The 25308-nt window shown below is 55.5% G+C and carries 27 protein-coding genes; 5 read left to right on the top strand and 22 right to left on the bottom strand.

Going from position 1 to position 25308, the window contains the following annotated elements; all coding sequences use genetic code 11:
* Positions 1-366: 366 nt before the first annotated feature.
* The 7 genes from AVO44_RS19645 to AVO44_RS19610 form a co-directional block, all read right to left on the bottom strand.
* Positions 367-2166 carry a GAF domain-containing protein gene (locus tag AVO44_RS19645; RefSeq protein WP_068340921.1) on the bottom strand — a complete coding sequence of 600 codons (1800 nt, stop codon included), beginning with the start codon at positions 2164-2166 and terminating at the stop codon, positions 367-369.
* 415 nt (positions 2167-2581) lie between these two features.
* Positions 2582-2773, bottom strand: a complete 192-nt coding sequence (locus AVO44_RS21410) for a hypothetical protein (RefSeq protein ID WP_169794890.1) — start codon at positions 2771-2773, stop codon at positions 2582-2584.
* 35 nt (positions 2774-2808) lie between these two features.
* Positions 2809-3444 (bottom strand): hypothetical protein, encoded by a 636-nt coding sequence (locus AVO44_RS19635; protein WP_068340913.1) that lies wholly within the window; start codon positions 3442-3444, stop codon positions 2809-2811.
* A 31-nt stretch (positions 3445-3475) separates the two neighbouring features.
* On the bottom strand, positions 3476-4003 hold the full coding sequence (locus tag AVO44_RS19630; protein ID WP_068340911.1) for a helix-turn-helix domain-containing protein: 528 nt from the start codon (positions 4001-4003) through the stop codon (positions 3476-3478).
* Between the two features lie 1285 nt (positions 4004-5288).
* The gene (locus tag AVO44_RS19620) at positions 5289-6518 is read right to left on the bottom strand and encodes a tyrosine-type recombinase/integrase (RefSeq protein ID WP_068340905.1); all 1230 of its coding nucleotides are present in this window, start codon (positions 6516-6518) and stop codon (positions 5289-5291) included.
* A gap of 572 nt (positions 6519-7090) precedes the next feature.
* A complete protein-coding gene (locus AVO44_RS19615) occupies positions 7091-8371 on the bottom strand; it encodes an MFS transporter (RefSeq protein WP_068340923.1) in 1281 nt (426 codons plus the stop codon).
* A gap of 512 nt (positions 8372-8883) precedes the next feature.
* Complete coding sequence (locus tag AVO44_RS19610) at positions 8884-9384, bottom strand: Dps family protein (RefSeq protein WP_157770059.1); 501 nt, start codon at positions 9382-9384, stop codon at positions 8884-8886.
* A gap of 270 nt (positions 9385-9654) precedes the next feature.
* On the opposite strand from AVO44_RS19610, the gene AVO44_RS21405 reads away from it, so the two are divergent.
* Positions 9655-9825, top strand: coding sequence for a hypothetical protein (locus tag AVO44_RS21405; RefSeq protein WP_169794889.1), 171 nt, complete (start codon positions 9655-9657; stop codon positions 9823-9825).
* 104 nt (positions 9826-9929) lie between these two features.
* Here the strand turns inward: AVO44_RS21405 and AVO44_RS19605 are convergent, their stop codons facing one another.
* Positions 9930-10379 carry a CBS domain-containing protein gene (locus AVO44_RS19605; RefSeq protein ID WP_068340899.1) on the bottom strand — a complete coding sequence of 150 codons (450 nt, stop codon included), beginning with the start codon at positions 10377-10379 and terminating at the stop codon, positions 9930-9932.
* 81 nt (positions 10380-10460) lie between these two features.
* Complete coding sequence (locus tag AVO44_RS19600; RefSeq protein ID WP_157770058.1) at positions 10461-10826, bottom strand: hypothetical protein; 366 nt, start codon at positions 10824-10826, stop codon at positions 10461-10463.
* Positions 10827-10829: 3 nt separating this feature from the next.
* Here AVO44_RS19600 and AVO44_RS21400 point away from each other — a divergent pair, with 3 nt between their 5' ends.
* The 4 genes from AVO44_RS21400 (at position 10830) to AVO44_RS19585 (ending at position 13528) form a co-directional block, all read left to right on the top strand.
* Positions 10830-11063 carry a hypothetical protein gene (locus tag AVO44_RS21400; RefSeq protein ID WP_169794888.1) on the top strand — a complete coding sequence of 78 codons (234 nt, stop codon included), beginning with the start codon at positions 10830-10832 and terminating at the stop codon, positions 11061-11063.
* A 283-nt stretch (positions 11064-11346) separates the two neighbouring features.
* Entirely contained in the window at positions 11347-12231 is an 885-nt protein-coding gene (locus tag AVO44_RS19595; protein WP_068340893.1) for a LysR family transcriptional regulator, read from the top strand.
* Positions 12232-12444: 213 nt separating this feature from the next.
* On the top strand, positions 12445-12921 hold the full coding sequence (locus tag AVO44_RS19590) for a pseudoazurin (RefSeq protein WP_068340892.1): 477 nt from the start codon (positions 12445-12447) through the stop codon (positions 12919-12921).
* 94 nt (positions 12922-13015) lie between these two features.
* A complete protein-coding gene (locus AVO44_RS19585; protein ID WP_068340889.1) occupies positions 13016-13528 on the top strand; it encodes a hypothetical protein in 513 nt (170 codons plus the stop codon).
* A 188-nt stretch (positions 13529-13716) separates the two neighbouring features.
* On the opposite strand, the gene AVO44_RS19580 is transcribed toward AVO44_RS19585, so the two are convergent.
* From AVO44_RS19580 to AVO44_RS19525, 13 genes are all read right to left on the bottom strand, one after another.
* Complete coding sequence (locus tag AVO44_RS19580; protein ID WP_068340886.1) at positions 13717-14412, bottom strand: alpha/beta fold hydrolase; 696 nt, start codon at positions 14410-14412, stop codon at positions 13717-13719.
* Positions 14409-15533: a cobalamin-independent methionine synthase II family protein gene (locus AVO44_RS19575; RefSeq protein WP_068340885.1), complete on the bottom strand. Its 1125-nt coding sequence runs from the start codon at positions 15531-15533 to the stop codon at positions 14409-14411. Before AVO44_RS19575 ends, AVO44_RS19580 begins: the two co-directional genes overlap by 4 nt.
* 10 nt (positions 15534-15543) lie before the next feature.
* Complete coding sequence (locus AVO44_RS19570; protein WP_068340883.1) at positions 15544-16146, bottom strand: class I SAM-dependent DNA methyltransferase; 603 nt, start codon at positions 16144-16146, stop codon at positions 15544-15546.
* Positions 16143-17102, bottom strand: coding sequence for a cupin domain-containing protein (locus tag AVO44_RS19565; RefSeq protein WP_068340881.1), 960 nt, complete (start codon positions 17100-17102; stop codon positions 16143-16145). Before AVO44_RS19565 ends, AVO44_RS19570 begins: the two co-directional genes overlap by 4 nt.
* Positions 17099-17254: a hypothetical protein gene (locus tag AVO44_RS21395; RefSeq protein ID WP_169794887.1), complete on the bottom strand. Its 156-nt coding sequence runs from the start codon at positions 17252-17254 to the stop codon at positions 17099-17101. The genes AVO44_RS19565 and AVO44_RS21395 overlap by 4 nt, the downstream gene beginning before the upstream one ends.
* Positions 17255-18244 carry a nuclear transport factor 2 family protein gene (locus tag AVO44_RS19560; RefSeq protein WP_068340878.1) on the bottom strand — a complete coding sequence of 330 codons (990 nt, stop codon included), beginning with the start codon at positions 18242-18244 and terminating at the stop codon, positions 17255-17257.
* Positions 18241-19284 (bottom strand): LacI family DNA-binding transcriptional regulator, encoded by a 1044-nt coding sequence (locus AVO44_RS19555; RefSeq protein ID WP_068340866.1) that lies wholly within the window; start codon positions 19282-19284, stop codon positions 18241-18243. Before AVO44_RS19555 ends, AVO44_RS19560 begins: the two co-directional genes overlap by 4 nt.
* Positions 19284-20048: an SDR family NAD(P)-dependent oxidoreductase gene (locus AVO44_RS19550; protein WP_068340862.1), complete on the bottom strand. Its 765-nt coding sequence runs from the start codon at positions 20046-20048 to the stop codon at positions 19284-19286. The genes AVO44_RS19555 and AVO44_RS19550 overlap by 1 nt, the downstream gene beginning before the upstream one ends.
* Positions 20048-21100 carry an ester cyclase gene (locus AVO44_RS19545; protein WP_068340858.1) on the bottom strand — a complete coding sequence of 351 codons (1053 nt, stop codon included), beginning with the start codon at positions 21098-21100 and terminating at the stop codon, positions 20048-20050. Before AVO44_RS19545 ends, AVO44_RS19550 begins: the two co-directional genes overlap by 1 nt.
* Complete coding sequence (gene hisD, locus AVO44_RS19540; protein WP_068340855.1) at positions 21097-22428, bottom strand: histidinol dehydrogenase; 1332 nt, start codon at positions 22426-22428, stop codon at positions 21097-21099. Before hisD ends, AVO44_RS19545 begins: the two co-directional genes overlap by 4 nt.
* An 11-nt stretch (positions 22429-22439) precedes the next feature.
* Positions 22440-22970: an ester cyclase gene (locus AVO44_RS19535; RefSeq protein WP_068340853.1), complete on the bottom strand. Its 531-nt coding sequence runs from the start codon at positions 22968-22970 to the stop codon at positions 22440-22442.
* Positions 22971-23097: 127 nt separating this feature from the next.
* Positions 23098-24252, bottom strand: coding sequence for a carbohydrate ABC transporter permease (locus AVO44_RS19530; protein WP_068340850.1), 1155 nt, complete (start codon positions 24250-24252; stop codon positions 23098-23100).
* 1 nt (position 24253) lies between these two features.
* A complete protein-coding gene (locus AVO44_RS19525; protein WP_068340847.1) occupies positions 24254-25276 on the bottom strand; it encodes a carbohydrate ABC transporter permease in 1023 nt (340 codons plus the stop codon).
* Between the last annotated feature and the right edge of the window lie 32 nt (positions 25277-25308).

Genomic DNA, 25308 nt, shown 5'->3' with positions numbered 1-25308 from the left:
CCAATCGTCAGGCAGACGCGCCCATCTACAAAATCTCTGTGCCCCAATCAGTGCCCAGCGAACGCCACCAGCGCCAATACCGCGAGAGCGGTTTCGTCCTCGTCCGCAACTCGGACCTAGACCATTTTTCGAAGAAGGTCTGCTTAAGACGGGTAAGCAGACATTAGCCAACAAAGGCGCTGATCAGCGACTTGCAACGACCGCTTTCGTTGGCACCGGACGTTCAGAAAAATTCGGCGAAGGCCCGAGATGCGGGACGAAGCCGTTGCTCGCTGCACCTGCAACCAGGTCAGATCCGAATTTCGGGACTGCGCAGAAAGCAGACTTTGCAAAGATCGAAATATCGACTCTATCAGCCATTTCATACTACTCAGCGACCACGGCATAGATTTCGACCGGCTCCCTAATGCCCTTGATCTTTGCCTCTCCCCGGCTTTCTGCTTCAAACTCACCTTCAATTGCAGCCCAGGTTCGAGGGGAAACAAGGATCTCATCGTTGTCCGCCATGTCGCAAAGCCGTGCAGCTGTGTTGATCGACGTCCCGGAGGCAGTGTAGTCGAAGCGGCCTTCGGAGCCGACGATACCGACCGTGGCATAGCCGTAAGAGATCCCGATGCCGAAGCCAAGCCGGTGGCCCAGTTTCTTCCAGTCGGCGCAAAGTCTTCGCATCTTTCGGCGCATTGCCACGGCTAAACGCACTGCGTCGCCTGCCGGATCATCAACAGTGATTGGATCGTTAAAAATAACCATTATCCCATCGCCGGCCCGCTGATCTACACCACCGCCATACTCGTCGATCAACATGGACATCTCCTGATGGTAGGTCTGAAGAACGTCGATGGTTTCTTCAGGCTCAGCGCTTTCACAAAAGGCTGTGAACCCACGCAGATCACAGAAAAGGGTCGCAACAAGCGCACGATGCGAAGTGAGCAGACTTTCGTCGCCAGAAGTCACGACAGCATCGGCGACAGCAGAGGGAAGAAAGCGTTTCAATCGGCCCATGCGCTCGATCTCTTCGACTTGTTGATCGACGCGCTCGCCCAATTCTGCGTTCAAAGCCTCTAGGTTTCTAAATTGGTTGGTGTTTTCGATTGCAATCACCGCTTGGGCAGCGAAGGTTTCAACGAGCTTGATCTGATCATCGGTAAATGGCGCGACTTCGAGCTTATAGAGCGCAATGACCCCTATCGCCTTATTTTCTTGGTGCAGTGGCACTTGCAAAACTGTGCGCATTCCTTCGAGATCCAAGGCTACTTTGATTTGGGGGACATGTTCGGACAAGGATTTGGCCTCGCGAAGATCTGGAATATGTAGAACTCGCTTTTCCTTTACCGCACGCACAGCATAGCTTGCTTCATTGTCAAGCCGATGCGGCGTCTTCCTGAGGTGATCAATAAACGCTGATTGCGCTGCATTGTTCGCTGCGACCACGAGATGTTCGTCATTCTGGTCACGTAAAAGCAGAATTGCGTGCGGCGCTGAGCAAAGTCGCGCTGCGTTTTCCAATATCGCGCTAAAGACCGGCTGTGCGTCCGAACGGCTTTGACTGATGACGCTCAAGACCTCTCCAGTGGCCGCTTCGCGCTCAAGCCGCGATTGGATCTCCCTAAATTGCCGCACATTCTCAATGGCGATGACGGCTTGTGCAGCAAAGGTTTCCACTAACTCAATTTCATCGGTGGTAAAGGCATTAACTTCGCGTCGAAAAAGCGTGATGCAACCAATTGCTTTGCCATTTAGAATAAGTGGAACACCCACGATGGTCCGCATGCCTTCCATTTCAACCATCGCGACCCGGCCAGGGTCACCTTGCCGGTAAAGTTCCGTGTCCACCAAATCTTCAACCTCGACGACAGAGGCCGCCCGCATCGATTGGGCCGGGACCAAGTTACTGTCCGAAAAACGGGTTGTCTGCCCTACGCTTAAATGACGCAATCCTTCTCCATAGTGCGCTTCTAACGTCCAATAACTACGGTCATCATTGAGGACGACCAGATTGGCCGAAGGCGCGTTTGCAAGGCCTGCTGCATTTTTTATGATCGTTTCGAATACAGGCGTAGGATCAGTCCGAGAGGCGCTAATCAAGTGCAGAATGTCACGGATCGCCGTTTCGCGTTCGCGCAAAATCGCAACTTCGGCCCTCACATTTTCTAAATCGGCAGTCACTGTAACCTCTGATCTTCTGCAACGAAGTCGCCATCAATCAATAACACATTTTGCGTCGCCGCTCGTGCTGCCTAGTTAACATTCTACGGGCGTCGTTGCTCTTGCTTAGCTCGCTATCCACGGTGAGGTCTTGGATGGCCAGTTTTAGCAGGTCTCAGCTTATGCAGAACCCAGCAATGAAGGTCTTCTATGGGCTGCCTGCGGCCGAATGCGCTCGCAGCGTTTAAGCCGCATTGCGGTGGCGGCTTCGGGCTCGACTCGGTCATCCGAGCATTTTTCTCAAGTGACTGGTAAGTGCCGCTGAGCGCTCGTTCGTCACAGAAAAAAGAACTTTCAGCCGTGAATGACAGCATCGCACGTTATCAGGCAGTACCCAATCAATGGATCAATTTCTGCAGTATTTTGTCTGCTCGGATCAGGTCGTTGACGGCCTTACGTGATTCTTCGGTCTCTCGCGATCGTTTTCCATGCTTCCATGATGGATGGCTCGGTCCAGCAGCGTGTCCACCGCCTGCACCATGAACTCGGCAAACACACCAACCTCGAACCGCCGGTGCTTTGCATCGTCGGCCCGTGGACTTCGCTGTGGCAGTACATCTCGGCGCATCTCTGAGCCGTTTTGTTGGGTCCATGAGGTTGTCGTCACTTTTTGACACCACCCCGCCCCCCGTTGTGGACATTGCCGACTATAGCCTGACCACCTTCCTTAACCTCAACGCGCTCGACCCGAACTGTCTGATCTGCCTTTGACCTATACTTTTTCAGTGTCTCAACCTGGCCTGTGAACGTTCTCGCTAGCTTGTTTAGCGCCCGTTCCGCCGCATCCTGTTGCTGAATGGTTTCAACGTGATTGAGCCTGCGCGCCATCATCATCGTAGCCTGATGGATCGCCCCCATCTGTATCGCGAGCATTGTTTCGATTTCGTCCTGTGGCTGCACACCTCTTACGACGGACAAAACAAAGTTCGAGGACGCCTCGGAAATTGGGCTACCCTGTTTTCCGAGAGCGGCCACTTGTTCCAGTACACCTTCGAAGAACCTCGTATCGACTGTACCAAGCTCGTGCATTGCCAAAGCAGTAGCGTCGGATGGTTCCTTATCCTGATGTCCGACTGTCAGGTTTCGCTTCTCCTCATCGAATTCGAATTTCAGATCGGGTGCTCGTACCTGGTTTTGGTACTTTTCTTGTACAGCCAAAACGGCGGTTGTTTCCGCCTCGGTGAGTTCTTGGTGTCTGGGCTGCAATTCGTTGTCACTGTCATTATGTGCTTTGCTCATGTCCGCCTCTCGTAGCAGGGAGTGGTTAGTATTAGTGTTCCGATTCAGAACCGAAGGACCGACGAGAAATCGGCCTGACGGGTTCTGATTTGGAACCAAGGATGGTCTTTGGGTTCTCAAACGGAACCACAGAAGATGCTGACGGGTCCGTCTCAGAACCGCGTTTTATTTTTTTGGACTGCCAGAACCGCCAGTCGTTGGTGGCGGCTTTCTTGCCGGATCGGGTTTGCGTCGCCTTGGTCGTCAACCGCCATTCGTGGGCGCGACGGTGATACCAGTTTCCTTCCTGCTCCAGCACTAGGAAGCCTTTGTGCTGCAGATCCTCGAACGCGCGCTGAACCGTGGCCTTGCCCAAGCCCAGGATATCTGCCGCTTCGTTCATCGACAGAAACACCTTGCCGTTGTTGCCACCGTTGTAGCGGGTGTGAAGCTCCAGCCAGAGCTTCACTGCAGGTCCAGACAGGGCACGCCACGCCGGGGATTTCAGGATCGCATAGGGCAGCTTAACGTATTGGCCCTCATCCGACCTTTTACCCTTGGGAGATCGACGCCTACTCATCGCAACACCTCCGCTGGAAATGCGCGGACAATACATCCAGTTCGGTTATGTTACAGCCGATATGCGCCCGGACGAGTCGGGTCAGGCCAGATTTGGACACACAGTACCCGAGTGTGTCCCAGGCCGCTCCCCCGGCCGGAAACTGGGGTCTCTGCCGCTGAAACAGCCATTGGATGCCATCCCTGCAGACGGCGACGCGGTAGACACCATGGCGAAACAGCTCTCCGCTATAGTTCTCAGCGGTTTCCCGATGATCGGCTCGGGTAATTGGGCCAGTTACAGGCCCCTTGTTGTGACTTTTGTTGCGCGGTGTGGAGTAGGAGAAATCAGCCATGCTCGATCTGTCCTTTCCGTACGATCACCCGTTCGACTGATTGGCTTAGGGGCGACCAGTAATACCGGCGCTCGTTTGGTTTTCTTGATTCGGCCCGCTTTGAGTTGTAGTTTCTTACTATTGTCATGTACTCTGTCCTCGCTTGCGCGAAGGGACGAAACACGATAAATTCCGCATACAGACTTGCTATAATGTGAAAACGAAATCGCCCGTGCCCAATGTCGTCCCATTGGCGCGGGTTTTCGTTTAAACGCTCTGAGTTTCGCCCGTGATCCAGGCATCAATTTGATGCGTGTCCACGAACGCGGCACGACCAACGGTGTGCTTGGTAATCGCACCCCTTTTAACCGCACGGTCAAAGGTGGACCGACTTAGTGAATACCGCTGAATAGCGTCTGTGAGACGGATCAGGTTTTTGGATTTAGTGTTAGGTTCTGCCATATGAGATACCTCTTAACTGGCAGAAGGCTCGGATAGATTTAACTACATTCCGGGTGGCTAACCTGTCAGCGAAGCACGCTCAAACCGTTCGCTAAATGCGAAACTTTAGCTGTTGCGTTTGTCACGACAGGTTCCATATAGTGTGGAATGTGACGAAAGTTGTTTGTCGCATGCGGGAGACTATTACGGACCAACCGAATTTAACTGACGGCGTAATCCGTTTGTCTTCCTGAGTGCATTTTATTCCGGGCCTTCTACTCGTTGGTTTCGGTTTGAGTAGATGGGACGCCGGAATTGTAGGAGAGGATGGCGTCCCTCTGCGGGTATTTACACTCATGAGCCATCATGACCCGTAATAAGTGGTCTACTCATAGTAGAGCCACCACATAAGCACCGCAACATCTTGATGCACCTTCTATGCGATTGACCGTGCGGGGATAAGTATACGTACGTTTGCGGGGACTAATTCCGGATAGCTCTATGTATAAGTTGTGGATAAATGAACCGGAATCACGCATTCCCTGTACCTCGAATCAGAACAACCTTGGCCTCTTTGCCGGTCACATGTGCCGCCCAGCGCTCAACCAGTAACAAGCGTTCATCAAAGTAGTCGGATCTCTGGTAGGCCCGTGAAACGGTTGATCCGACCTTGTGGCCTATCGCGGTTTCCTTGATTTCATAGTCTGTATTGGTTGCCTCATCGGCCCAAGTCCTAAAGCTAGCCCGAAACCCGTGAGGTCGTGCATCAAGTTTTAAACGCTCCATATGGCGCGCCATACTGGCGTCACTGATGACTCCTTTTCGGACACCGGGGAATAAATATCCATCACGGGCGGTTTCGATGGCCTTTTCCACGATCCACTGCGCCTCTTTTGACAGGGGTACTCGGAAATCGTCGGTCTTACCGCGTGGCCCCTTCACCAGTTCTGCGGGTACCGTCCAGATGTTGCCCTTTATCTGATCCACATGTGCAAACCGGATAGGCTTGGACCGTAATCCGGTCAGGATTAGAAGTTGCAGGGCGAGATGAACGATGCCGCCGCCTTCGAGGCTCTGATAGAAAGCAGGGATATCCCGCCAGTCCATCGATGGGATGTTCTTAGCCTTGTGGACCTGCTTACCCAGCAGTTCGCGGGCGTCCTCGATGGCGTGGCGGTCAATCTCGTATTTCTGGGCGCTGGCGTAACTCAGGCAGGCTTTGAGCCGGGTTATTGCTTTTCTGGCCACGTCTGTCTTGGTGTGCCAAATCGGGCGGAGTGCGTCGGCTATAACAGTGCCGGTGATATCCTCAACCGGCTTTTCGCCCAGTGCTGGGAGTATGTGTGTCTTAATCGGGCTATACCAGCGTCCTGCCTCCCCATCACCTTTAAGCTGGGCCTTGCGGGCTTCAAACGCCTGTGGCGCGATGTTCTTCAACAGGCGTTTTTCGCGGGCCTTGGGGTCGTTGGCCACCTGATCCGCTGCCGCCTGCGCCTTCTCAGCGTTGCGAACCTCAATCGGGTTGCCACCGCGCTTGACGATCCCGCGATGGGCGTCAGCCATTTCACGCGCCTGGGCCAGTGTAACGCTGGGGAATCCTCCCAAACCCATTTCCTTGCGTTTGCCTGAGATAGTGAACCTAAACACCCACTGGTCACCAGACGCCAGCCGATACAGGTACAGGCCGCCGCCGTCACTATGCTTGCCGGGTCCGGCAGACCGAACTTTCGCGGCGCTCAGTTTGTATAGTGATCCGGCCATATCCCCTCACAGCAACTTATATCCCCCGTTTTATCCCCTGTTTTTTCTGCGGTATCAAGACGCCTTGTGAGGCATAATGAGGGGTACACGCTCTAATACCTCTGATATTATTTGATAAAAATATCATCACTGATGCACTATGAGGCATTGAGATAAAGTGTTCAGTGCCTCTCCTGGGCACCAAATTTCCGTTCGATCTTTGAGCAAGTTCTAAAAGTCTGAATGGATTGGTGAGTTACGGAATTCAAACTCCTTTACTTCTAATGAATTCAAGAAATTTGCTAAAAACGAACTTTATGTGGGCTCGTTTTTTGTAGCCAACTCTCAATTTATCTAAATATCACAGGGTCTTGCAGAATAGTATTGAGAACCCGAACACTTCATCCAGAGTGCGATCTAGTATTCGGCGCTGATCCGCACATTGATTGAGTTTCGCTTTTCCAGTTCAATTTCCGAAATTCGCTTCGCGTAGCCTACAGCAGCCGCACTGTTTCGAGACTGAACCAACGCAGCCAACAAGGCGCTAACCTTCTCATCTGGGTCTTAAACCCGGATTCCCGGCCATCTTACTTTTATCTGGCGCGGGTCGGTTCACTCTCTGCCTCAGCTAAAGACGCTGCCTCGTCCTCGCCAACGGCAAGGACGGCGGTCTCGGGCGTGACGCCACGGGCCGGAGCGCTGACACGAAACGCTGTTTTCTCACTCTCAGGCACGGCGGATTTGGCAAAGATGCGCCAGATAGTGAACGCGATCATCAGGCAATGCGCGGCAACCGTCGTCATGAACAGCCCCTGCGGCCCAACGCCAGCCATGGCCACACCAGCGATCAACGGGCCAATAATCGAACCCAGGCCAAAAACCATCAGCAAACCACCTGAAACCTGGATCGAGGTGCCCGCAGGCGCATGGTCATTCGCGTGGGCGACGATAACCGGGTACATCGCAAAAATCGCTGCACCAAACGCGCCGACAAGAACAAGGTTCATGAACCGGGACTCCGGTACCAGGATGACGAATGCCAAATCGGATGCAAGGGCCAGTACAGCCGTGAAAAGCAGGACCTTCCGTCGGTCCATGCGGTCGCTGATAAATCCGATTGGCAACTGAGCCAGGGCTCCGGCCAGAACCGGGATACTCGCAAACAACGCAATGGCAGTAAGCGACAGACCCACGCGGTCTGCATAGACGGCAGCCAACGTGCCGAAAGCCGCATTCGAAATCCCGACAAGAAAAACCGCTGCGACCGCAACGGGTGAGTTTCGCCACAGCGCGGGCAGGTCTAGCCTTACGGATGTCAGCGGTGCGGGCGAAGCCGAGGTGGACAAGGCGGTTGGAATAAGAGCCAGGCAATACACGATTGCTCCGATCGCAAAAAAGACAAATCCCGTTGCGTCGCCTAGGGAAATAGCCATTTGTCCGGCTGTAACTGCCCCTAAATTCACCATCGTATACACGCCGAAAATCGTTCCGCGGTTGTTCGGCGCAACCCGGTCATTCAACCACGATTCAACGATCATCGCGGCGCCGGCAAAACAAAATCCAGAAATTGCGCGGGTCGGTATCCATGCCCATGCGTTGATGAATATGGCTTGAAACAGGATCGTTACTGCAGCCAGCGCGCACATTACACCAAAGGTGCGTATATGACCGACGGCCCCGACCAGCCTTGGGACGACAAGACATCCGCCAACATAGCCGATGGCCCATCCCGTTCCCAAAAGACCAAGAGCGCTTGGGGAAAAGCCCTCCATTGATCCCCTAACCGGGAGGATGAGGCCGTGCACGCCACCCGCGAACAAAAGAAGACCCGATCCAAAAAGCAAGGATGAGATGGGAAAAAGATGTCGGACCATGCTGTGCAGATTAACGGGCAACGGGCCGTTGAGAAACATGAAAACGTTCCAAAGGGCACCTGTTGGCAATGTTTAAACTTTGAAAAAATACTCTTGTATTTTCACTGTGTCGATCAACCGACGCCTCATGACATCAGCAAGATTGCGGTGAGTCAGAAGCTGGAAAGAAGCAACTAAAAACGCTGGTGGCAAAGCGCTCTGAATGATACGCGATGAGCCAGAAGGATCTCCCATTTTGATGCGTTGTAGGGGCCAAAGTGCAAAGTGCGGAGGTATACGTCGGAAGTCCGTGAATGTCCTATTCTCAGTCTGACCTTTGCAAATGCGGCACCAGGTCAATGAAAGGCAGGACCTGAAACTGCCGACAAATAGTGCCTAGGTGGTCTTCTCACCGCTTAAAAGGCGGTGAGAGACCGTCGTGCGCGCGATCTAGATAGCTTTTCAACTATGAAGTTGCTTGGGTTCTAACCAGCTGGATTGCGAGCAATTTCTTTGTACCCAACGGCGCAACGTCAGGATGCCACAACAGCTTTTAGCATCCAAACCGCCTCTTCGTGTTTGACCATGCGTGCATTCATCAGGTCTTCGGTCGCTCCATCGCCGTGTCGAGACGCAAGCGCCGCCGTTTCTCGCAGGTTGCGCACGATTGTTTCGTTATCTGCAATCAGTTGTTTGATCATACCATGAGCGTCTTTGACGGTCTCTTCTTCCGCCAGCGTCGCTTGGCTTATCATGTCAGTGAATGAAATCGGCGCAACATGACCCAACGCGCGGATACGTTCCGCCAAGTCATCAACAGCCTCAAAAAGATCACGGTACTGGCGCTCGGTCAGCTCATGTATCGGTAAAAACAGCGGACCTACGACATTCCAATGGCACCCTTGGGTTTTCACCATCAGCAGCATGCTGTCGGCCAGCACTTCAGTGACGGCATTGGCGATCCAAGTGTTTTTGCCGATGCCCGTATCATGGGTTTGGTCTTGCGCTTCGGGTTTCAGAACTTGATACGTCATATTCAATCCTTTTTGTTGACCAGCTGTCGTCAACATGGATGTGGATACTATTAAAATCAAATAAAAACATATGCTTAACAGACGTATACGCCATCAGCCACCCAGGTTCATGAGGCGCCATGAACAAGGTGTCGAACAGCGCTGACGCATGCGGTTGTAGAAATGGAGATGCCCTGTCATACATATTTGGAGTAAGTGACGTATGTAATTGAGGGTGTTTCAGTGTCTGACCAATCCAGGCCGCCGAAAAGAACTGAAAAACTCCAGCTGATGCTAGACTTGGAAGAGCTGAAAGCGATCGATGACTGGCGGTTTGAAAACCGCCTGCCATCCAGAGCGGCCGCAATCCGCGAGCTTATCCGCAGGGGGCTCATCTCGCAGGAGTTTGATGAACCTCCGACTGATGCAGCGTCAGGTGAGTTCCGTGTCACGGATGACTAAGGCAAAACGTTTTGCCTGACCTTTGCAAACTGCTTTCTCAAAAGCTGAAACTGGTCAACGGGTCGTTCACTGACCTTCACTAACAATTGCGTATCGCTTTGGCTTCAGGCGTTTGGCCGATCCGAGGGTTTGCGAGCCATGCCCCTGAGCACCGCCAGTTCAAGCTCATCCTCTTCATGGATGCGCGCAAGGATTTCCTTGCTGCTCACCACAGTTAACGGATCGCCGCGCTGCGTAATCACAAGATTGCGGACCTCGTGCTTGGCCATCAGGTTCAGAGCGGTGGACAGCTTAGCGCCAGTCGGACAGGCAACCGGGTTTTCGGTCATCCAATCATTTACGGTTTGCTCGTAAAAGGACGAGCCGGAATCCGCAAGGCACAGAAGGATATCATGATCCGTGATAATTCCGGCCAGTTGCCCATCCTCAATAACAGCCAACGCGTTGACTTCGAGAAGGGCCATCGTCACGGCTGCATCAAAAACGGTTGTGTCGGTATCACAGAAGGGGCGACGCTTGAATTTCTGCGCGTCAACTATGCTGGCGATGGACATGGCTATGCCTCATTTGAGAGTTCTCGGTTCATGGCACCATTTCTGAATAACACGGGACGACATCCCGCGCCCCGTGTCATTCTAAACGATCGTGTACTGTTTTTGGCTCACCAACGCCTCCCACGCGGCAAGCGCAATCAAAACCGAACCGGACACCCACGCATTGGCCGCAGCCACATGGTGTCCGGTGAAACCCAGCACCGTTGGCACAGCAATCAAAACACCCCCTGTCGCCACGACCGGAGCCACCCGCATGAAAAGGTGGCCTTGGGTAGCTCTGCTGCACATGAGCAGGATGCCAAAACCGAAGATCATGAAAACAAGCATTTCCCGATCAGCCAAACCCCGTAGCAGAACCTCTTGGCTGAACAGAAGAAATGGAGACATGACCAACCAGATACCCAACGCTGCAAGCATCCACCTGTAGGGTGGGATTGGCTTTCTCATAGCTTGATCGCCCCTGGCTTACTGATCGGTGATGAACGCGGGCAGAAGGTCGGTCTCAACGGCGACCAGCAATTCGACTTCGTTGATGAAACCATCCGCATTCGCGTCTATATCAAGGAAAATATCCTCGGTTATCTGAGGATACTTCGTCTGCAGCTCTGCCAAAGAGGCAAGCCCGTCGCCATCCATATCGGGATCGGCAGGTACGGCGAACGCAGGCAGCGCGAACAGCGGTGAGAGCAGATAACAATTGAAACTCGACCCATTTTTGGTCTCCGGGAAACATGGGCAGCTTGCCCGTTTCAGGGTTGGTGTAGCGCGCTGGTGTCAGTGCATCACAGGGTGTTCAGGTTGCAACGGCTCCGCAGGTCGGGATCTCCACTACAAAATGAACTCCGTTGATTGGTGTTCCGATCTGGTGGGGGCACTTTTGCGCTACGCCGGCACTATGACACAGTCGTATCGTATTGAATAACGAATTTATGTCGTCGATAATATCGGATATTCAAATAGGTGAACCGTGGATATAGAGCTTGCCCGAACATTTCTGGCCGTTGTTGAAACAGGCACCTTTTTTGATGCGGCAAACAAGGTGCATGTCACGCAATCGACGGTCAGTATGCGCATTCGAACGCTCGAGCAACAGCTGGGACAAGCGGTATTCGAACGTGGCAAATCGGGCGCAACCCTAACACCGGCAGGGCGGCATTTTATGAAACATGCTCAGGTCCTTGTGCGTACCTGGACGCAGGCAAAACTGGATGCGGGCCTACCCGTGACAATGGCCGCCGCGCTAGAAATCGGGGCCGCTCCTAGCCTTTGGGACGGGTACCTTATCGATGCCTTACCCGATCTAATGGCAGCACTGCCAGATGTCGCGATACGGGCATCGGCTGCATCCCCTCAAACCCTTTCACGCGAAATTGCAGAGGGCGGCCTTGATCTTGCTATCATGTACCGCCCGCGCAAAGCCTCCGGCCTCTCTGCCCTTCAACTTTTTCAGGATGAGTTTGTCCTGGTGAGTAGTGGACCACATGCACTGCCCACCGAACTGGGTGAAGCATACGTTCTGATAGATTGGGGTCCGGAATTCCGGGCTGACCATTTGCTGAATTTTCCCGAACTTGATGCGCCACGCCTGCAATTGGGGATCGGCACGCTTGGCCTGCAGTACCTGAGGTCTGTGCCCTCGGCCGGTTATTTTCCGCGACGTGTTGTTGAACCGGCACTGAGTGAAGGCTGGTTAAGCCTGATCGAGGAAGCGCCCCGATTTGCATATGCTGCCTACGCGGTATTCGACGAGGGCGAGGAAGAAGGATTTCCGGGACAAGCCGCAAGAAGGCTTCTCCACGCTGCAAAAGCGTTTGAAAACGCATCACGTACGGTTCGGCGGATCACTGACTAGGAACGTCAGACTGGTTCGATGCGTGAACAGCATCGGCCAAACCGGGCGTATTCTGCAGCCTTCAATCTAGCATTCGGGAAAAGGGCCCGATCAATGCCGGCCCGCATGCGCACGACACCCGTGGTGCGCTAAACCGTCGCTATTTTCGGTTCCTCACCGGACTTCTCAACAGCGCTCGCTATCTGCTGTCAGATCAATAATCGGGAGACTGCTATGAAAACGACATTGCTCGCTATCGCACTCAGTGTGGCATCTGCCGCACCTGCGCTTGCTGACATCATCGAGATCGAGATGTTGAACAAGAACGAGGACGGAGACCGAATGGTCTTCAGCCAGGAACTGATCCGTGCCGAAGTCGGTGACATTATCCGTTTCGTTCCAACTGACAAGTCACACAACGCTCAATCCGTAAAAGACGCGCTTCCCGAAGGACAGGAACCGTTCCGAGGACGCGTGAACCAGGCAATTGAGTACGAAGTAACAGAAACCGGCCTTACTGCTGTTGTGTGCTTGCCGCATCAGGCCATGGGTATGGTCGCATTGGTTGTAGTCGGGGATGACCTGTCAAATGCCGATGACATCCTGAACGCACGCGTGCCCGGAAAAGGTGGTGATAAGCTTGAGGCACTGGTGGAAGAAGCAAAGTCTTTGATCACCACCGACGAAAGCAGCACTGATCAAAGCAGCTAAAGAAATGGCACAAATGGCAGCGGGACGCACAGGTCCTGCTGCACGATGGACGGAGAACCCAAAACAGTTATCAGCAACGTAAGGAAGGAATGACATGCCGAGCGACATGACGGTAAACTCAAACTCATCGAAACGTCAGGGACTTGCACAAGTGGTCTATACGATTGGGCGGCGCAAGGGCCGTGTGCCCGGCTTCGATTGGAGTGATCGCATCGCGCACTGGACAATCCGCATCCCACTTGCGGGGCTACTGTTCTATTACGGCCAACAAAAGTTTCCGTCCGTGTTCACGTCACCGGGGGATTTTGGCGTACCGGCTGCATTGTACATCCTTGCCGCATTTGCGGAAATACTTGGCGCTGCCGCACTGATCGTGGGTGGTGTAATCGAAACGTTCAGACCGCAACTGGGTAAGTTCCGGCTCGCTGGCGATGCCCTGACCCGTATTGGCGGCTTTGCAGGTGTGGCGGCTGTTACCGGGGTCATCATTTATTTCTACTGGGGTGCGCTTACAATCGCTGACCTTCAGGTGATGGCGTTGGGGCTGTCAGCATTCATGCTTCTGCGCGGCAACAAATACGGGCGCAAAGCCACACAGCGCGCCTGATGAAGCCAGCATATCCCTAAACAGCTATATCCAAAGTCCGACGTGCACGCCGCGTCGGGCCTTCTGTAAGGTGACGGTCACCTCTCAGAGCATGAGATCTCTGCGGGTTTTCGCGCGGGGTACCGCTTGATGCAAAGATCAGTGCAATACAGCAAGCAGAGAAGCACCTACCCTGCGCAACGGTCGTATCATGTGGCTTCCAACCACCGGATCAGGGCTGCTGTCGTATCATCGGGTTTTTCCAAAGTAGGCAGGTGCCCGGCCTCTTCGATGATTTCCAATGTGCTGTTGGGCAGCAATTCATGCATCAACCTGTGCCGCTCGACCGGGCACAGGCCATCCTCGCGCCCACACAGAACCAGTGCGGGACCGGTATAGGTTTTCAGAGTCTCACTCTGGTCGGGGCGATCCATCAAAGCGCGGGATTGGTGCAGGAATACATCGGCGCCAAGATCCATCGCCATGGCCATGCACAGGTCAAGGATGGCATCCCGATCTGGGCCATCGGCCAGATAGTTGGGCTTCATCTCATCCCGCATCACTTGGCGCAGTTGGCCCGCCTTCACCGCAGCCATCTGCGGCCCGCGACGCGCCTTGACCTGCGTCTTTTCGGCCAGCGGGTTGGTGTCTAGCAGGGCCAAACGCTCAACCCGCTCTGGTGCCTGCCGCACCACCTCCATCGCCACGATGCCACCCATGGAAAGACCCGCCAGCGCGAAAACCGGGGGCGCATGGGACAAGACGTAAGCCGCCATCGCCTGCACGCTGTCCTGCGCCGCAAGTGGAAAGGTCATCAATGGCCGCGAACCCGACAAAGCGGCGATCTGCGGCTGAAACAACCGCGCATCGCACATCATTCCGGGTAGAAGAACCAGCGGAGTCATGCCCGGGCCAGCTTTGCGCCCTCGGACAATGCTGTCAGCTTGGCATAAGCGATATCCGGATCAACCGCACCAAAACCCGCAAAGGTACCAAAGCCGCAATCACTGCCTGCAATCACCCGGTCAGCGCCAGCGATATCGGTGAACCGTTCAATCCGCTGCGCCACCAGTTCGGGATGCTCAACAAAGTTCGTCGTGGTATCGACGACACCGGGAACCAGAACCTTGTCGTCTGGAATCTCGCCCTTGCGGTCACGGAACACCGTCCACTCATGCGCATGGCGTGGGTTCGAGGTTTCGAACAACACATAGCGAGACTTTGTGTTCATCAGCGTCGTGAACACCTTGTCCATGGCAATGTCGCAGCAATGCGGGCCTTCGTAATTTCCCCAACATATGTGCACCCGCACCCGATCCTGCGGTACATTCTGCAACGCATGGTTCAGCGCCACAACGTGCATATCGGCGATCTTGACGAATTCCTCGTCTGTCAGATCATTGAACAGCATATGGCGCGACAGCGCAAGGTCGGGACAATCCAACTGGATATCCAGACCGGCGGCCACGATGGTTTCGTATTCATCCTTCATCGCATCCGCCAACGCGGCCAGATAAGCCTCACGCGTTGGGTAGAAATCGTTTTGCAGGAAAAGCGAAATCACGCCTGGGGATGCCGCGTTCATGAATCCGCGCTCGGCCCCGTGCTGCGCCATGGCGGCCTTGAGGTTGGCAATATCCTTCTCAAGCTCTCCCTGCCCTTTCGAGCGCACCTCGCCGGTGCATTGGGGCCGCGCGTATTTTGGTGTGCCACCGTCATCGGCCAGCCGTTTCAGAAAGCCGGGAAACATCTTCAGATCAGCCGGGGCATTGCGCGGGCTGTCGCCTGAAAATCCGGTATAGCGATCCTTGACATAGGTGGCGTAGGAAATCTTTGACGTCTCGCCATCACTGACGATATCCACGCCCGCCTCAACCTGTTTGCGCACAGTCTCGGAAACGGCTTTCGACATGCATGCGTCGAAATCGGTTTGATCGAATGGCTCTTCACGTTCGCGGGCAAAGATAAAATCGACCACCTCTTGCGAGCGCGGCAAAGACCCAACATGTGTTGTTTTTACAGGCATGGCCCCTCCGTTATATCTTGCGCGCCATCAGAACTGTATGGCTTTGGGTTTCCGGATCTTTTGCTAGAAAGCCGGTCATGATCATCCCGTTTTCCTCAAGACAAGTCGCATAGCCTGCGGGCGAAAGGGACGCGTGATACACCGCCTCTCCGCCGACTGTGCCGTGTTCCTCACCTGCGCTTGGGCCTACGGTCAGCATCAGCATACCGCCCGGGCGCAGATGGCGTGACATTCGTGCGATACAGCTTGTCTGCTCATCAGCGGTCAGGTGGAAAAAACTGTTCCAGGCGATGATCCCATCAAATGTCTGGTTCAACTCAAAATCGCGCATATCCGCCTGCCGCCAATCGCAATCGGGCCAACGGCTTTGGGCAATCGCTAGCATGGCGTCCGAGAAATCGACGCCGGTGACAGTGAACCCTTCGGCCATGAACCAGCGCGCGATGGGTTCGCCCGTGCCGCAGCCCAGATCCAGAACGTGATCACCGGGTTTCAGACTGGCGGTGAAGCGCGCAAGCCAGCGCGCTTCGAACAGAACCCGCGAACGTTGCTCATCATAGGTTCTGGCCTGCCGGTCATAGACCGCGCGGGTATTGTCGGGATCAAGGGTCATCCGACCCAGGTGGCTCCGGCGGGATCGTCAGTTGCCGTGATCCGATACAGACCTGCCTGCCCGGTCATGGAGGGCGCTACGCTGTATGCCTCGCCCGGCATGACCAGCGCGGTATCACCGTTGGACAATACCGTCTCGTACCCGTCGACAGAGATGCGCCAATGGCCACTGGCTGGCATCAGAACCACTGGCTTATCGGCCTTGACCGCTTCGGTGACGGACGAGCCACGGGTCAGGAAATCAACCTCAAAACCCGGTTTGTCTTTGATAAGGCCGGTTTCGCCGATCACCAGAGCCGGTTTGTCTGCTGCCAGCGCCATCAGGTCCCAGTATCGAGCCACGTATTTACCAACTACAGCATCGACTGGAACCTCAGGATAGTTTTTCAACTCTTCTTCGGTCAAAACAGGCATCGGGCGGACATTGTGCGGCAGCTCCTGACCCTTCTTGCTGTCGTATAAGACGCCATTGTCACCCAGCATCAGACCATGTGCCTGCGCGTCCTGGATCACCTGCGGTGCCCACGTGACACCCCCGCCCGCATCATCGCCGCCAAGGATCGACATGATCATCCCGTAGTCCTGACCCACATTTTCGAAACCACGGAAGATGCCGGTAGGAATGTTGAAAATGTCACCCTCTTCGGCAATGAACTCACCCGCCGTCCCATAGCGGCCCCAGAAAAACCGCCAGCGGCCTTTGGCAACGAAAAACACCTCGGCCGTGGTGTGGCTGTGCAGCGAGTTTCGGCATTTCGGCGGCTGACCCGCCGCACCGATGTTAAAGCCGATCTTGTCGGTGATATGTACGTGCTGATCCGGCGACTCCGACACGCCACCACCGATAATAGTGAAGTTTTCCTTTTGATCGCTGCCCGGCGTATGCGCATCGATAAAGGCGGTTTTACAGGGCTGCAGTTCGCCATAACGGACGATGCGTTGTTGAATGGTACTCATGGCTGTGTCTCCTTGGGATTGAGGGGTGTGATGGGATCAATCCCCACCCCCGGAGGACGATTGTTCAGACGCCGCGCGCGCAGCGACGCGCGGTACGAATGATATCGCTGCGCCGCCTGACTGGCGTTCAGAGATGATACCATCGCGGTCACTCAGCCCTCTCCACCTTGCAGCAGAATCTGTTTCCAGACCGAGGTTTCATCAAACAACGTGTATTCGCGGCGCAAATGCGGATGGCCCGTGATCAACTCGCCAAACTCGGCATGGCTGATGCCCAAAACATAGACCTGTGCACCAGTCGGCGCACCAAAAACACCCCACCCGTCATGCTTGCCCCACAAGCTCCAGCGGATCGCAGCACGAGGGGCCATGTTCGGATCGTCGCGGCCGATCTGGTGTTCGATTTTGAATTTGGCATTGGGGAAGCTGGCGCGCAGACCCATCCAGAACCGGTCTACCGAGTCCCACCCGTGGCCCGTGACACCGCCGACATATTCGGACTGCACGGCGCGGTCATACTCGGCCTCGATCACGCGCATATCGGCGCTCATAATTCGGGTCAGTATATCGGCATAGCGCTGACCCCATTCATTGTCGTTGCCAGTGCCAGTGTAGGGTCCGGGCTTATCGGTTTCGGGCGTCAGGGGTTTGACGCAGGTGTCCGGCCCACCTTCGCGTGCGATCAGGTCCGAAGCATATTCCTTGGGGTCCCATCCCATCTGCCGCACGATGGCACCCTGATCTCGGATCAACCATTCATCGTTGATCTGATTGTCGATGGCATGGCAATCCGCCAGAATCCGGTAGCGCAGCTTGGTGCCTGTGGGCTTGCCATACACACCTTCGGCCAGATGCGTCGCAGTCGAGATAATCCGGTGAGAGCTCAGCATTCCGTCTTCGGGCGTGCCAGACCAAATCACATCCTCGCCTAGAAGCTGCCGGTCAGGAAACTCGGCCAGCGTCGCCATGGTTGCGCCGATGACATTCTGGTTGCCCACGACCACCGACGCGGGCGACCGTACAACGATATCCTCGCTGTAATAGTCATGCAGTGTGGCTATACCCCGGTCTTCCCAGATTTCCTTGGTGATACCGATGATGTAGTCCGGAAAATCCCGGAACTTCGGATCGAAGCCTTTCATGTCTCTGTCCTTTGTGGTGTCCACCCCTTTGGCAACCGGGCCGAGGTCCGCACGACCAATGGCCCATCAATGGCCACCTTGCGCGGCTCGATCGTCGCGGGGGAGTCGATATGTTCAAAAAGCGCGGCTACGGTTTCGGCCACCATCATGTTGGCCCGCTGCCGGATTGTCGTCAGGTTATAGGCGGGCCACCCTGCGGGCGGCACGTCATCATAGCCCACGACCGAGACGTCCTCGGGCACGCGCAGGCCAAGTTCAAAGCGGATCACATCCATCACAGCCAGGGCCATATGGTCGTTGGCAACAAATACGGCATCCGGTCTTTTATTGGGGTCCACATCGAACATCCTGCGCGCGGCGGCGCGGGCGTTTTCGGTGTGAAACTCACCCACGTCATGGGCAAACAGGTCATGCCCGGCCGCGTTCAGCGCCGCGCGAAATCCGGCCTCGCGGTCACGCTGAGTCGAAGCGCCCTGCCAACCTGCGATGTAAGCAATCCGTTCATGGCCCCCCGCCACCAGGAACTCGGCCACTTTACGACCACCCGCATAGTTGTCGGACGTGACGGTGGTGATCCCCTCAATATCCTGACTACGGTTGAACAGAACCACCGGTACCCCTGCCTGCTGGCAGCGCATGGCGATGTCCGATGACATGGGGACCGAGGCCAGAATGACCCCGTCCACCTGATAATCAAGGATCTCGTCCATCACATCGTCGATATTCCCGGCCGAGCGTGAAGCCATGAAAATCAAAACGTGGTAGCCCCGCTCTTGCAGGGCATTTGAAAGCTTCTCAAGCGCTTCGGGATAAAAGTAATTGTCCAGATACCCGACCACCAAGCCGATGATGCGGCTTTTGCCAGACACCATCGCCCGCGCCAGAACGTTAGGGCGATAGCCCAGTTTTGCCGCGGCCTCGCGCACCTTCTCTTCGGTCTTTTTGCTGACCGACGCACCGGGGGTAAACACCCGGCTGACCGCCGACTGGCTGACACCGGCCAGCTGCGCAACCTGAAGAGAGGTGACTTTCTCGGGCATCAGTCCGCCGTCCACCCGCCGTCAATCAGCATCGAAGTCCCGGTGACAAGCGCCGAGGCGTCCGAGGCAAGATATGTGACCGCACCCATGATGTCTTCAACCTCACCCACACGGTCCAGCTTGATTTTCTCAAGTATCCAGGCGGCCCGTTCCGGATTGTCGAAAGTTGATTGGGTCAGAGGCGTGCGAATAAAGGTCGGGCAGATTGTGTTGATCCGAATGCGCTGCTTGCCCCATTCGATCGCCATGGCTTTGACCATACCCTCAAGCCCATGCTTGGTTGCGCAGTAGAGCGCTCGGTCAACTCCGCCCACGTGACCCATCTGGCTTGAGATATGAATGATCGACCCCGGTTTGCCCGCGGCCATCAATGCTTTGGCTGCATAGGCCGACAGGAAATAGGCGGACCGCAGGTTTACATCGGTGACGGCGTCGAAATCCTCGGGCGTCGTCTCAACCGCCGGGCTGTGGCGCGCGGTTCCGGCAGAGTTCACAACGACATCAAAGGCGCGGTCTTCGAACAGGTGTTTCAGAGCGTTCAGATCACCCTGATCCACAACCGCGGCCTCGGCTGACCAGCCCTGCCCCTGCAACGCGGCAACGGTGTCGGCCAGGCGGTCGGCACCCCGCGCGGCACAGACCACGTGGGCGCCGGCCTCGGCCAGTGCCACGGCGCAGCCCTGCCCGATCCCCGAGGAGGCGCCGGTCACAAGGGCGGTTTTACCCTTTAGCGAAAACGAAGGAGTACGGGGCAGGTCGGTCATCAGCTCATTCCATCGGGCGTTTCAATGCGGCCCAGATTGCGGGCCTTATTGAATTCCCGCAGACGGGCAAAGACGTCAACGCCAAGCTGCCGATACGCATCAAGAAGATCAACCAGAACCCAGTTTTCCCGAATGCGCCCGTTTTCAAGCCGCCAGAAATCGAGGCTGCGCATGGTGATCTTCTTGCTCGAAGGCGCGATCCCCAGCCAACCATCATGGGTCACGGTCTGGATCATGTTGGGCCATCCGGTCACCGCAGCGTACTCGCCGTCACCAAAGAAGTGATAGGTGATGTCATTCACGTATTGCCCACGATCCGGCATACCGTTCAGGAACGGTATCTGGTGCCAGTTGCGAAAGCCTGCATAGCCGCGCCCGGTGCCGATGCCCGATGGGCCGTACCAGTTCATCCGCGGATGCCAAAAACGCTCCATCTCCATAACTTCGGGCCCACCTTGCGACGGGTGCTTTTTCAGGTGTTCCAGCATGTCGATGATGTGCTGACAGGTCGCCTTGCCCTTGGCCGCATCATAGGGACCGGGCACAAAACCGTCCTGTGTCGCCGGTCCGGGCACATGCCATTCATGACCAAGGCTGGGGGCCATCGGCCAGGCGTTTGCCTGCATCATGACCTCAGGAATGTCCCAAAGCGCCTGAACCTCAACAACCTTGCCGTCCACAAACCGGAAGAATTCGTGGAACCGCATGGTCACTTGATGACCGGTTGGCGGAATATCAAGCCACTGACCCGTGAAAGTACCGGTATAGTAACCCCCACAACCGACCCAGTCGGCGCCATCTTCATCCGGTCCGGCCATGACGATGTAGTCGCGCCGTTCGAGATCGGGCCAGGCATCCAGAAGATCCTTGTAGGCGCGGTCATAAAATGCATCGCTGCCAGTGCTGTCGCCGAACGGATGGCACAGGTGAAATACGGCATCGTCAGCCGTAACCTCAGCCAGCGCCTTGCGAACACCGGCCTCGGAAAAATCGTACATCGCGGCCCGAAGCGGTGCGATCAGAGCCTTGTGTCGGCTATGCGCGTCACTCATTCTGCAGCATCCCGATAGGGGGCAGGTTCGCCATAGGGGACATTGATGCCGCCATATCTGCGCACGCGAACATTGCATTGCTCGGCATGGCCAACGAAACCTTCCAGCATGCACAAACGTGAGCCATATTCGCCGATCAGCGTCGCCGCCTCATCCGTCAGCACTTTCTGATAGCTGTGCGTCTTGAGGTACTTGCCTACCCAAAGCCCGCCGGTATAGCGCCCGGCTTTCTTCGTTGGCAGGGTATGGTTTGTTCCGATCACCTTGTCTCCGTTCGAGACATTGGTGCGCGGACCAAGGAACAACGCGCCGTAGCAGGTCATGTTTTCCAAGAACCAGTCATCGCGGTCAGTCATGACCTGAACATGCTCGGACGCGATGTCATCGGCGACCTGCAGCATCTCGTCATAGGTGTCACAGACGATCACTTCGCCGTACTCGTCCCACGACACTTTTGCAGTGCCAGCCGTTGGCAGGATGCCAAGCAGGCGATCGACCTCGGCCATGGTGTCCTCGGCCAGTTTGCGCGAATTGGTCAGCAGCACGCAGGGGCTGTTATAGCCATGCTCAGCCTGACCCAGAAGATCGGTTGCGCACAGTTCCGCATCTGCTGCGGTCTCGTCGGCAATCACCATTGTTTCGGTCGGACCAGCAAACAGGTCGATACCGACACGGCCGAACAGTTGACGCTTGGCTTCGGCCACAAAGGCGTTGCCGGGGCCGACCAGCATGTGAACGGGGTCGATCGTCTCGGTCCCCAGTGCCATAGCACCGATCGCCTGAATGCCACCCATGACATAAATCTCATGCGCCCCGCCCAGATACATGGCAGCAATCACCGCTGGGTTGGGCTTGCCGTTGAACGGTGGCGTGCAGGCGATGATCCGGGGCACACCCGCAACCGAAGCCGTCGCCACCGACATATGCGCCGAGGCCACCATCGGAAACTTACCGCCGGGCACGTAACATCCGACCGATTGAACCGGGATGTTCTTGTGGCCCAGAATAACACCGGGCAAAGTCTCAACCTCAATATCCAGCATCGAGTCGCGCTGGGCCTGCGCAAAGTTTCGCACCTGTTCCTGCGCGAACTTGATATCAGCCAATTCACGGTCCGTCAGTTGACCAATGAGATCGTCGATCTCCTGCTGCGACAGCCGGAACGAGGGCGGAGAATAGTTGTCGAACTTCTCGCTCAGTTCACGCACGGCGGCATCGCCGCGGGTTTCGATGTCTTTCAGCGTGGCTTCAACAACGGCCCGTGTCTTGGCGTCATCCTCGGCCCGGTCGGCGTCAGACTTCCCGCGTTTCAGATACTTGATTGTCATGTTTCCAATCCTCAGTTTTCGGGCCGAGGCGGAGTTTTTTCGCCCCGGTCAAATGCTTCCCAGCCTTGTCCGTTGAACACGTCCACGCCCAACTGCGCCGCAACATGGGCGAAATCGACATTCACCCAATTGTCCACGATCTTGCCGTCGACCACTTTCCAGAAATCCATGTACCGAATCTCGACCCGTTTACCTGTCGGGGCGATACCCAGAAACTCGCCTGAATGAGTGGCCTCCTGACGACCAAACGCAGCCGCCCATTCACCCATGTACAGCCGGGCTTCGTCGATACAGGTCTTGTCCGAGAACGCCGCCTGAAACGGGCGCTGCCAGTTGTCCTGAAACTCTTTCAAACCGGTCTTGGTGCCGCAGCCCTGGTTGCCCATCCAACGAAAACCCTGCGAAAAAAACTCGCCGATATCGTCAATTCGGTGGTCGTTCAGCCCATCGACCATGGTTTCGATGACATGGCGTGTTTCTTCCGTCTTGCTCAGGTCCGTGTCGCGGGTCAGAACCGCTTGTTCGGGGCGGGAGCCTTTCATTCTTCATATCCTTTCAGGTTGTCCGGGGATGAGTTTTGAGGAGACACCCCAAAGCTCAGGAAGTCCCGTGGCAACCTGTTCAAGGCAGGATGGCGCGCCATGGCGTTGTGTCGGGCGTGGTTACTCATCAGCCTTTCACGGCTCCGGCGGTCAGGCCGCTGACGATTTGGCGTTGGAAGATCAGAACAAGAAAGATCAGCGGTGCCGTGATCGATACAGCAGCCGCCACGGCGACGACCTGATCGGTAGTCGTCGTTTCGCGGTTGAACATACCAACAATGGCCGGAACCATCGTCTGGTTCTGCGCGTCCAGAAGCAGAGACGTGACAAGAAAGTCGTTATACGCCAGCAGGAAGCTGAACAAACCCGTGGTGATCACACCCGGCCACATCACCGGCATGATAACACGCCGGAACGCCTGAAAGTGACTGCAACCATCAACCCGCGCAGCCTCGTCCAGTTCGGACGGGATGTTCTGGAAGAATGATCGCAGCATCCAGATGGTAAAGGGCTGGTTTATTGCCACAAGTACCGCAATTACGGCAAATGGTTTTCCGTAAAGCGTAGGCGCGTTTTCCCCAAGGATCGGGGCCAGCCATTCGGCCGAAGAAATAAAGACAGGCAGGTAACCCGAAACCAGCACCGAAGGGGGCAAAGCCCGGAAAATCAGCGCAACAATCAGGATCCAGAACGCCAGTGTCGAGCCTGAACGCGCCAGCCCATATCCGGCCAGTGTACCCACGGTCAGTGACAGCGTGACAACTCCAGTCGTTACGATCAGCGAGTTTTGGAAATTGTCGGAAAAACCGCGGTCTATCCACACTGTTTTGTAGTGCTCGGTGGTCAAACCCAGCACATCTTTTCCGAGCGGGCCAAAAATCGGGTTCAGCACACCCAGAACTGCGGGCAGGATTACGAAAAACACCAACAGGAAGCCGACGATCACAACCAGTACACCGATCACCCACCCAAACCACGCTTGTCCGGGTTTGGTGTATGACCTGACCATAGAGGGCAGCGTTTTCGTTGAAACAAGGATGGTACCCCAGAAAATCGCAATGCCCGCAATAATATCGAGTATCGATATTCCCTGCCCTTTGGCCAATGTTGCTGGCCCAAAGATGACGTTCAGCGCATTGCTGTCAAAAGCATCTACCGGCGATTTGAAGCTCATGACCGTAATCCAAAGGATCGGAAAGACGGCCACGATGCACCAGAATGCAAGGAAGATATTCGACGTCAGCCTTAAGCTAAGGGGTTGGCGAAGCGCACGTGAAGACATCTTAGTGACCTCCTTTATGATCACGCCATGTCCGGCGCAGCGGGAAGATAAGCAGGATGACGACGCCGATCATGGTCAGCATGGCACTGGCCGAGGCCCGGCTGATCGACCGGTTGCCGGCCTGATCAGGCACAAGGAAGTCGTAGGTCAGCCACTGCAGAGAGATGACATATCCCTGGCTTGAGAAGCCGACGATTTCCTCAAACACCCGGTAGCTGTCCATCAGGTGGATCATCGACACGAAGATGATCAGCGGCATCAGATGCGGGATCACGATGTACTTCATCCGCTGCCAGCGGGTCGCACCGTCGATGACCGCGCTTTCAAGACTGTCCTGGTTGACGGTCTGCAATCCGGCGTAGAACACGATGGCAGCAAAGGGCGCGACGTGCCAGACACGGTAGACCATCATCAGGATCTCGATCGTCCAGGCTTGTGCAAACAAGGCGATGTCGCGGTTCAGCCACGTCTCAAGCATCGCGGTCAGAATACCATCGCCCCGAAACAGCCAGTTGATCGACAGTACCCCAATCACGGGCGTGATAATGAAAGGCAGCAACGAGACGAAAATCACGGGCCCGCGAATGGCCCGGGCAGCATTGTTGATAAGGACCGAAATGCCCAGACCGCACCCAATCACCAACGGCAATGTAATCAGGGTGAACGTCAGGGTAAAACGCAACGCCTTCCAGAAGTTAATCGTGGACAACACGTTCCATTCGCCATTGCTGATCGCGCGCCAGGCCCGTTCAGGCTCAAGCACATTGCGATAGCTTTGCAGCCCAACGTATTCTGTTTGTGTGATGATCTCTCCGTGCTCGTCCAGTTTGGGCTGAGAGACCTGTTCCGTTATGCAAGTCTGTGTCAGGAAACCGGGCGTACAGGTTTCTATCTCTACCGTCTCATAAATCGGTTGCGTGATGTAGAAACTCTGCATGAACACGCTGATCAGCGGATACGCGATAAAGAGAAGCATCATAAAGACAGAAGGGCCGACAAAGGCGGCAAATGTCCGGAAATTCATGGCTCTGCCTTTCTCATGGTTCTCAGGGGAAG

The sequence above is a fragment of the Ruegeria profundi genome, from assembly GCF_001507545.1.
Taxonomy (GTDB): domain Bacteria; phylum Pseudomonadota; class Alphaproteobacteria; order Rhodobacterales; family Rhodobacteraceae; genus Ruegeria; species Ruegeria profundi.
Note: the sequence above shows the minus strand (reverse complement) of the source record. Positions and strands in the feature narration are given on the sequence as shown.

Excerpts from the sequence above, each read along its gene's own strand:
- AVO44_RS21410 (WP_169794890.1), bottom strand. The coding sequence starts at position 2,773 with ATGCGCCGAGATGTACTGCCACAGCGAAGTCCACGGGCCGACGATGCA.
- AVO44_RS19635 (WP_068340913.1), bottom strand. The coding sequence starts at position 3,444 with ATGAGCAAAGCACATAATGACAGTGACAACGAATTGCAGCCCAGACAC.
- AVO44_RS19630 (WP_068340911.1), bottom strand. The coding sequence starts at position 4,003 with ATGAGTAGGCGTCGATCTCCCAAGGGTAAAAGGTCGGATGAGGGCCAA.
- AVO44_RS19620 (WP_068340905.1), bottom strand. The coding sequence starts at position 6,518 with ATGGCCGGATCACTATACAAACTGAGCGCCGCGAAAGTTCGGTCTGCC.
- AVO44_RS19615 (WP_068340923.1), bottom strand. The coding sequence starts at position 8,371 with ATGGTCCGACATCTTTTTCCCATCTCATCCTTGCTTTTTGGATCGGGT.
- AVO44_RS19610 (WP_157770059.1), bottom strand. The coding sequence starts at position 9,384 with ATGACGTATCAAGTTCTGAAACCCGAAGCGCAAGACCAAACCCATGAT.
- AVO44_RS21405 (WP_169794889.1), top strand. The coding sequence starts at position 9,655 with ATGCTAGACTTGGAAGAGCTGAAAGCGATCGATGACTGGCGGTTTGAA.
- AVO44_RS19605 (WP_068340899.1), bottom strand. The coding sequence starts at position 10,379 with ATGTCCATCGCCAGCATAGTTGACGCGCAGAAATTCAAGCGTCGCCCC.
- AVO44_RS19600 (WP_157770058.1), bottom strand. The coding sequence starts at position 10,826 with ATGAGAAAGCCAATCCCACCCTACAGGTGGATGCTTGCAGCGTTGGGT.
- AVO44_RS19590 (WP_068340892.1), top strand. The coding sequence starts at position 12,445 with ATGAAAACGACATTGCTCGCTATCGCACTCAGTGTGGCATCTGCCGCA.
- AVO44_RS19585 (WP_068340889.1), top strand. The coding sequence starts at position 13,016 with ATGCCGAGCGACATGACGGTAAACTCAAACTCATCGAAACGTCAGGGA.
- AVO44_RS19580 (WP_068340886.1), bottom strand. The coding sequence starts at position 14,412 with ATGACTCCGCTGGTTCTTCTACCCGGAATGATGTGCGATGCGCGGTTG.
- AVO44_RS19575 (WP_068340885.1), bottom strand. The coding sequence starts at position 15,533 with ATGCCTGTAAAAACAACACATGTTGGGTCTTTGCCGCGCTCGCAAGAG.
- AVO44_RS19570 (WP_068340883.1), bottom strand. The coding sequence starts at position 16,146 with ATGACCCTTGATCCCGACAATACCCGCGCGGTCTATGACCGGCAGGCC.
- AVO44_RS19565 (WP_068340881.1), bottom strand. The coding sequence starts at position 17,102 with ATGAGTACCATTCAACAACGCATCGTCCGTTATGGCGAACTGCAGCCC.
- AVO44_RS19560 (WP_068340878.1), bottom strand. The coding sequence starts at position 18,244 with ATGAAAGGCTTCGATCCGAAGTTCCGGGATTTTCCGGACTACATCATC.
- AVO44_RS19555 (WP_068340866.1), bottom strand. The coding sequence starts at position 19,284 with ATGCCCGAGAAAGTCACCTCTCTTCAGGTTGCGCAGCTGGCCGGTGTC.
- AVO44_RS19550 (WP_068340862.1), bottom strand. The coding sequence starts at position 20,048 with ATGACCGACCTGCCCCGTACTCCTTCGTTTTCGCTAAAGGGTAAAACC.
- AVO44_RS19545 (WP_068340858.1), bottom strand. The coding sequence starts at position 21,100 with ATGAGTGACGCGCATAGCCGACACAAGGCTCTGATCGCACCGCTTCGG.
- hisD (WP_068340855.1), bottom strand. The coding sequence starts at position 22,428 with ATGACAATCAAGTATCTGAAACGCGGGAAGTCTGACGCCGACCGGGCC.
- AVO44_RS19535 (WP_068340853.1), bottom strand. The coding sequence starts at position 22,970 with ATGAAAGGCTCCCGCCCCGAACAAGCGGTTCTGACCCGCGACACGGAC.
- AVO44_RS19530 (WP_068340850.1), bottom strand. The coding sequence starts at position 24,252 with ATGTCTTCACGTGCGCTTCGCCAACCCCTTAGCTTAAGGCTGACGTCG.
- AVO44_RS19525 (WP_068340847.1), bottom strand. The coding sequence starts at position 25,276 with ATGAATTTCCGGACATTTGCCGCCTTTGTCGGCCCTTCTGTCTTTATG.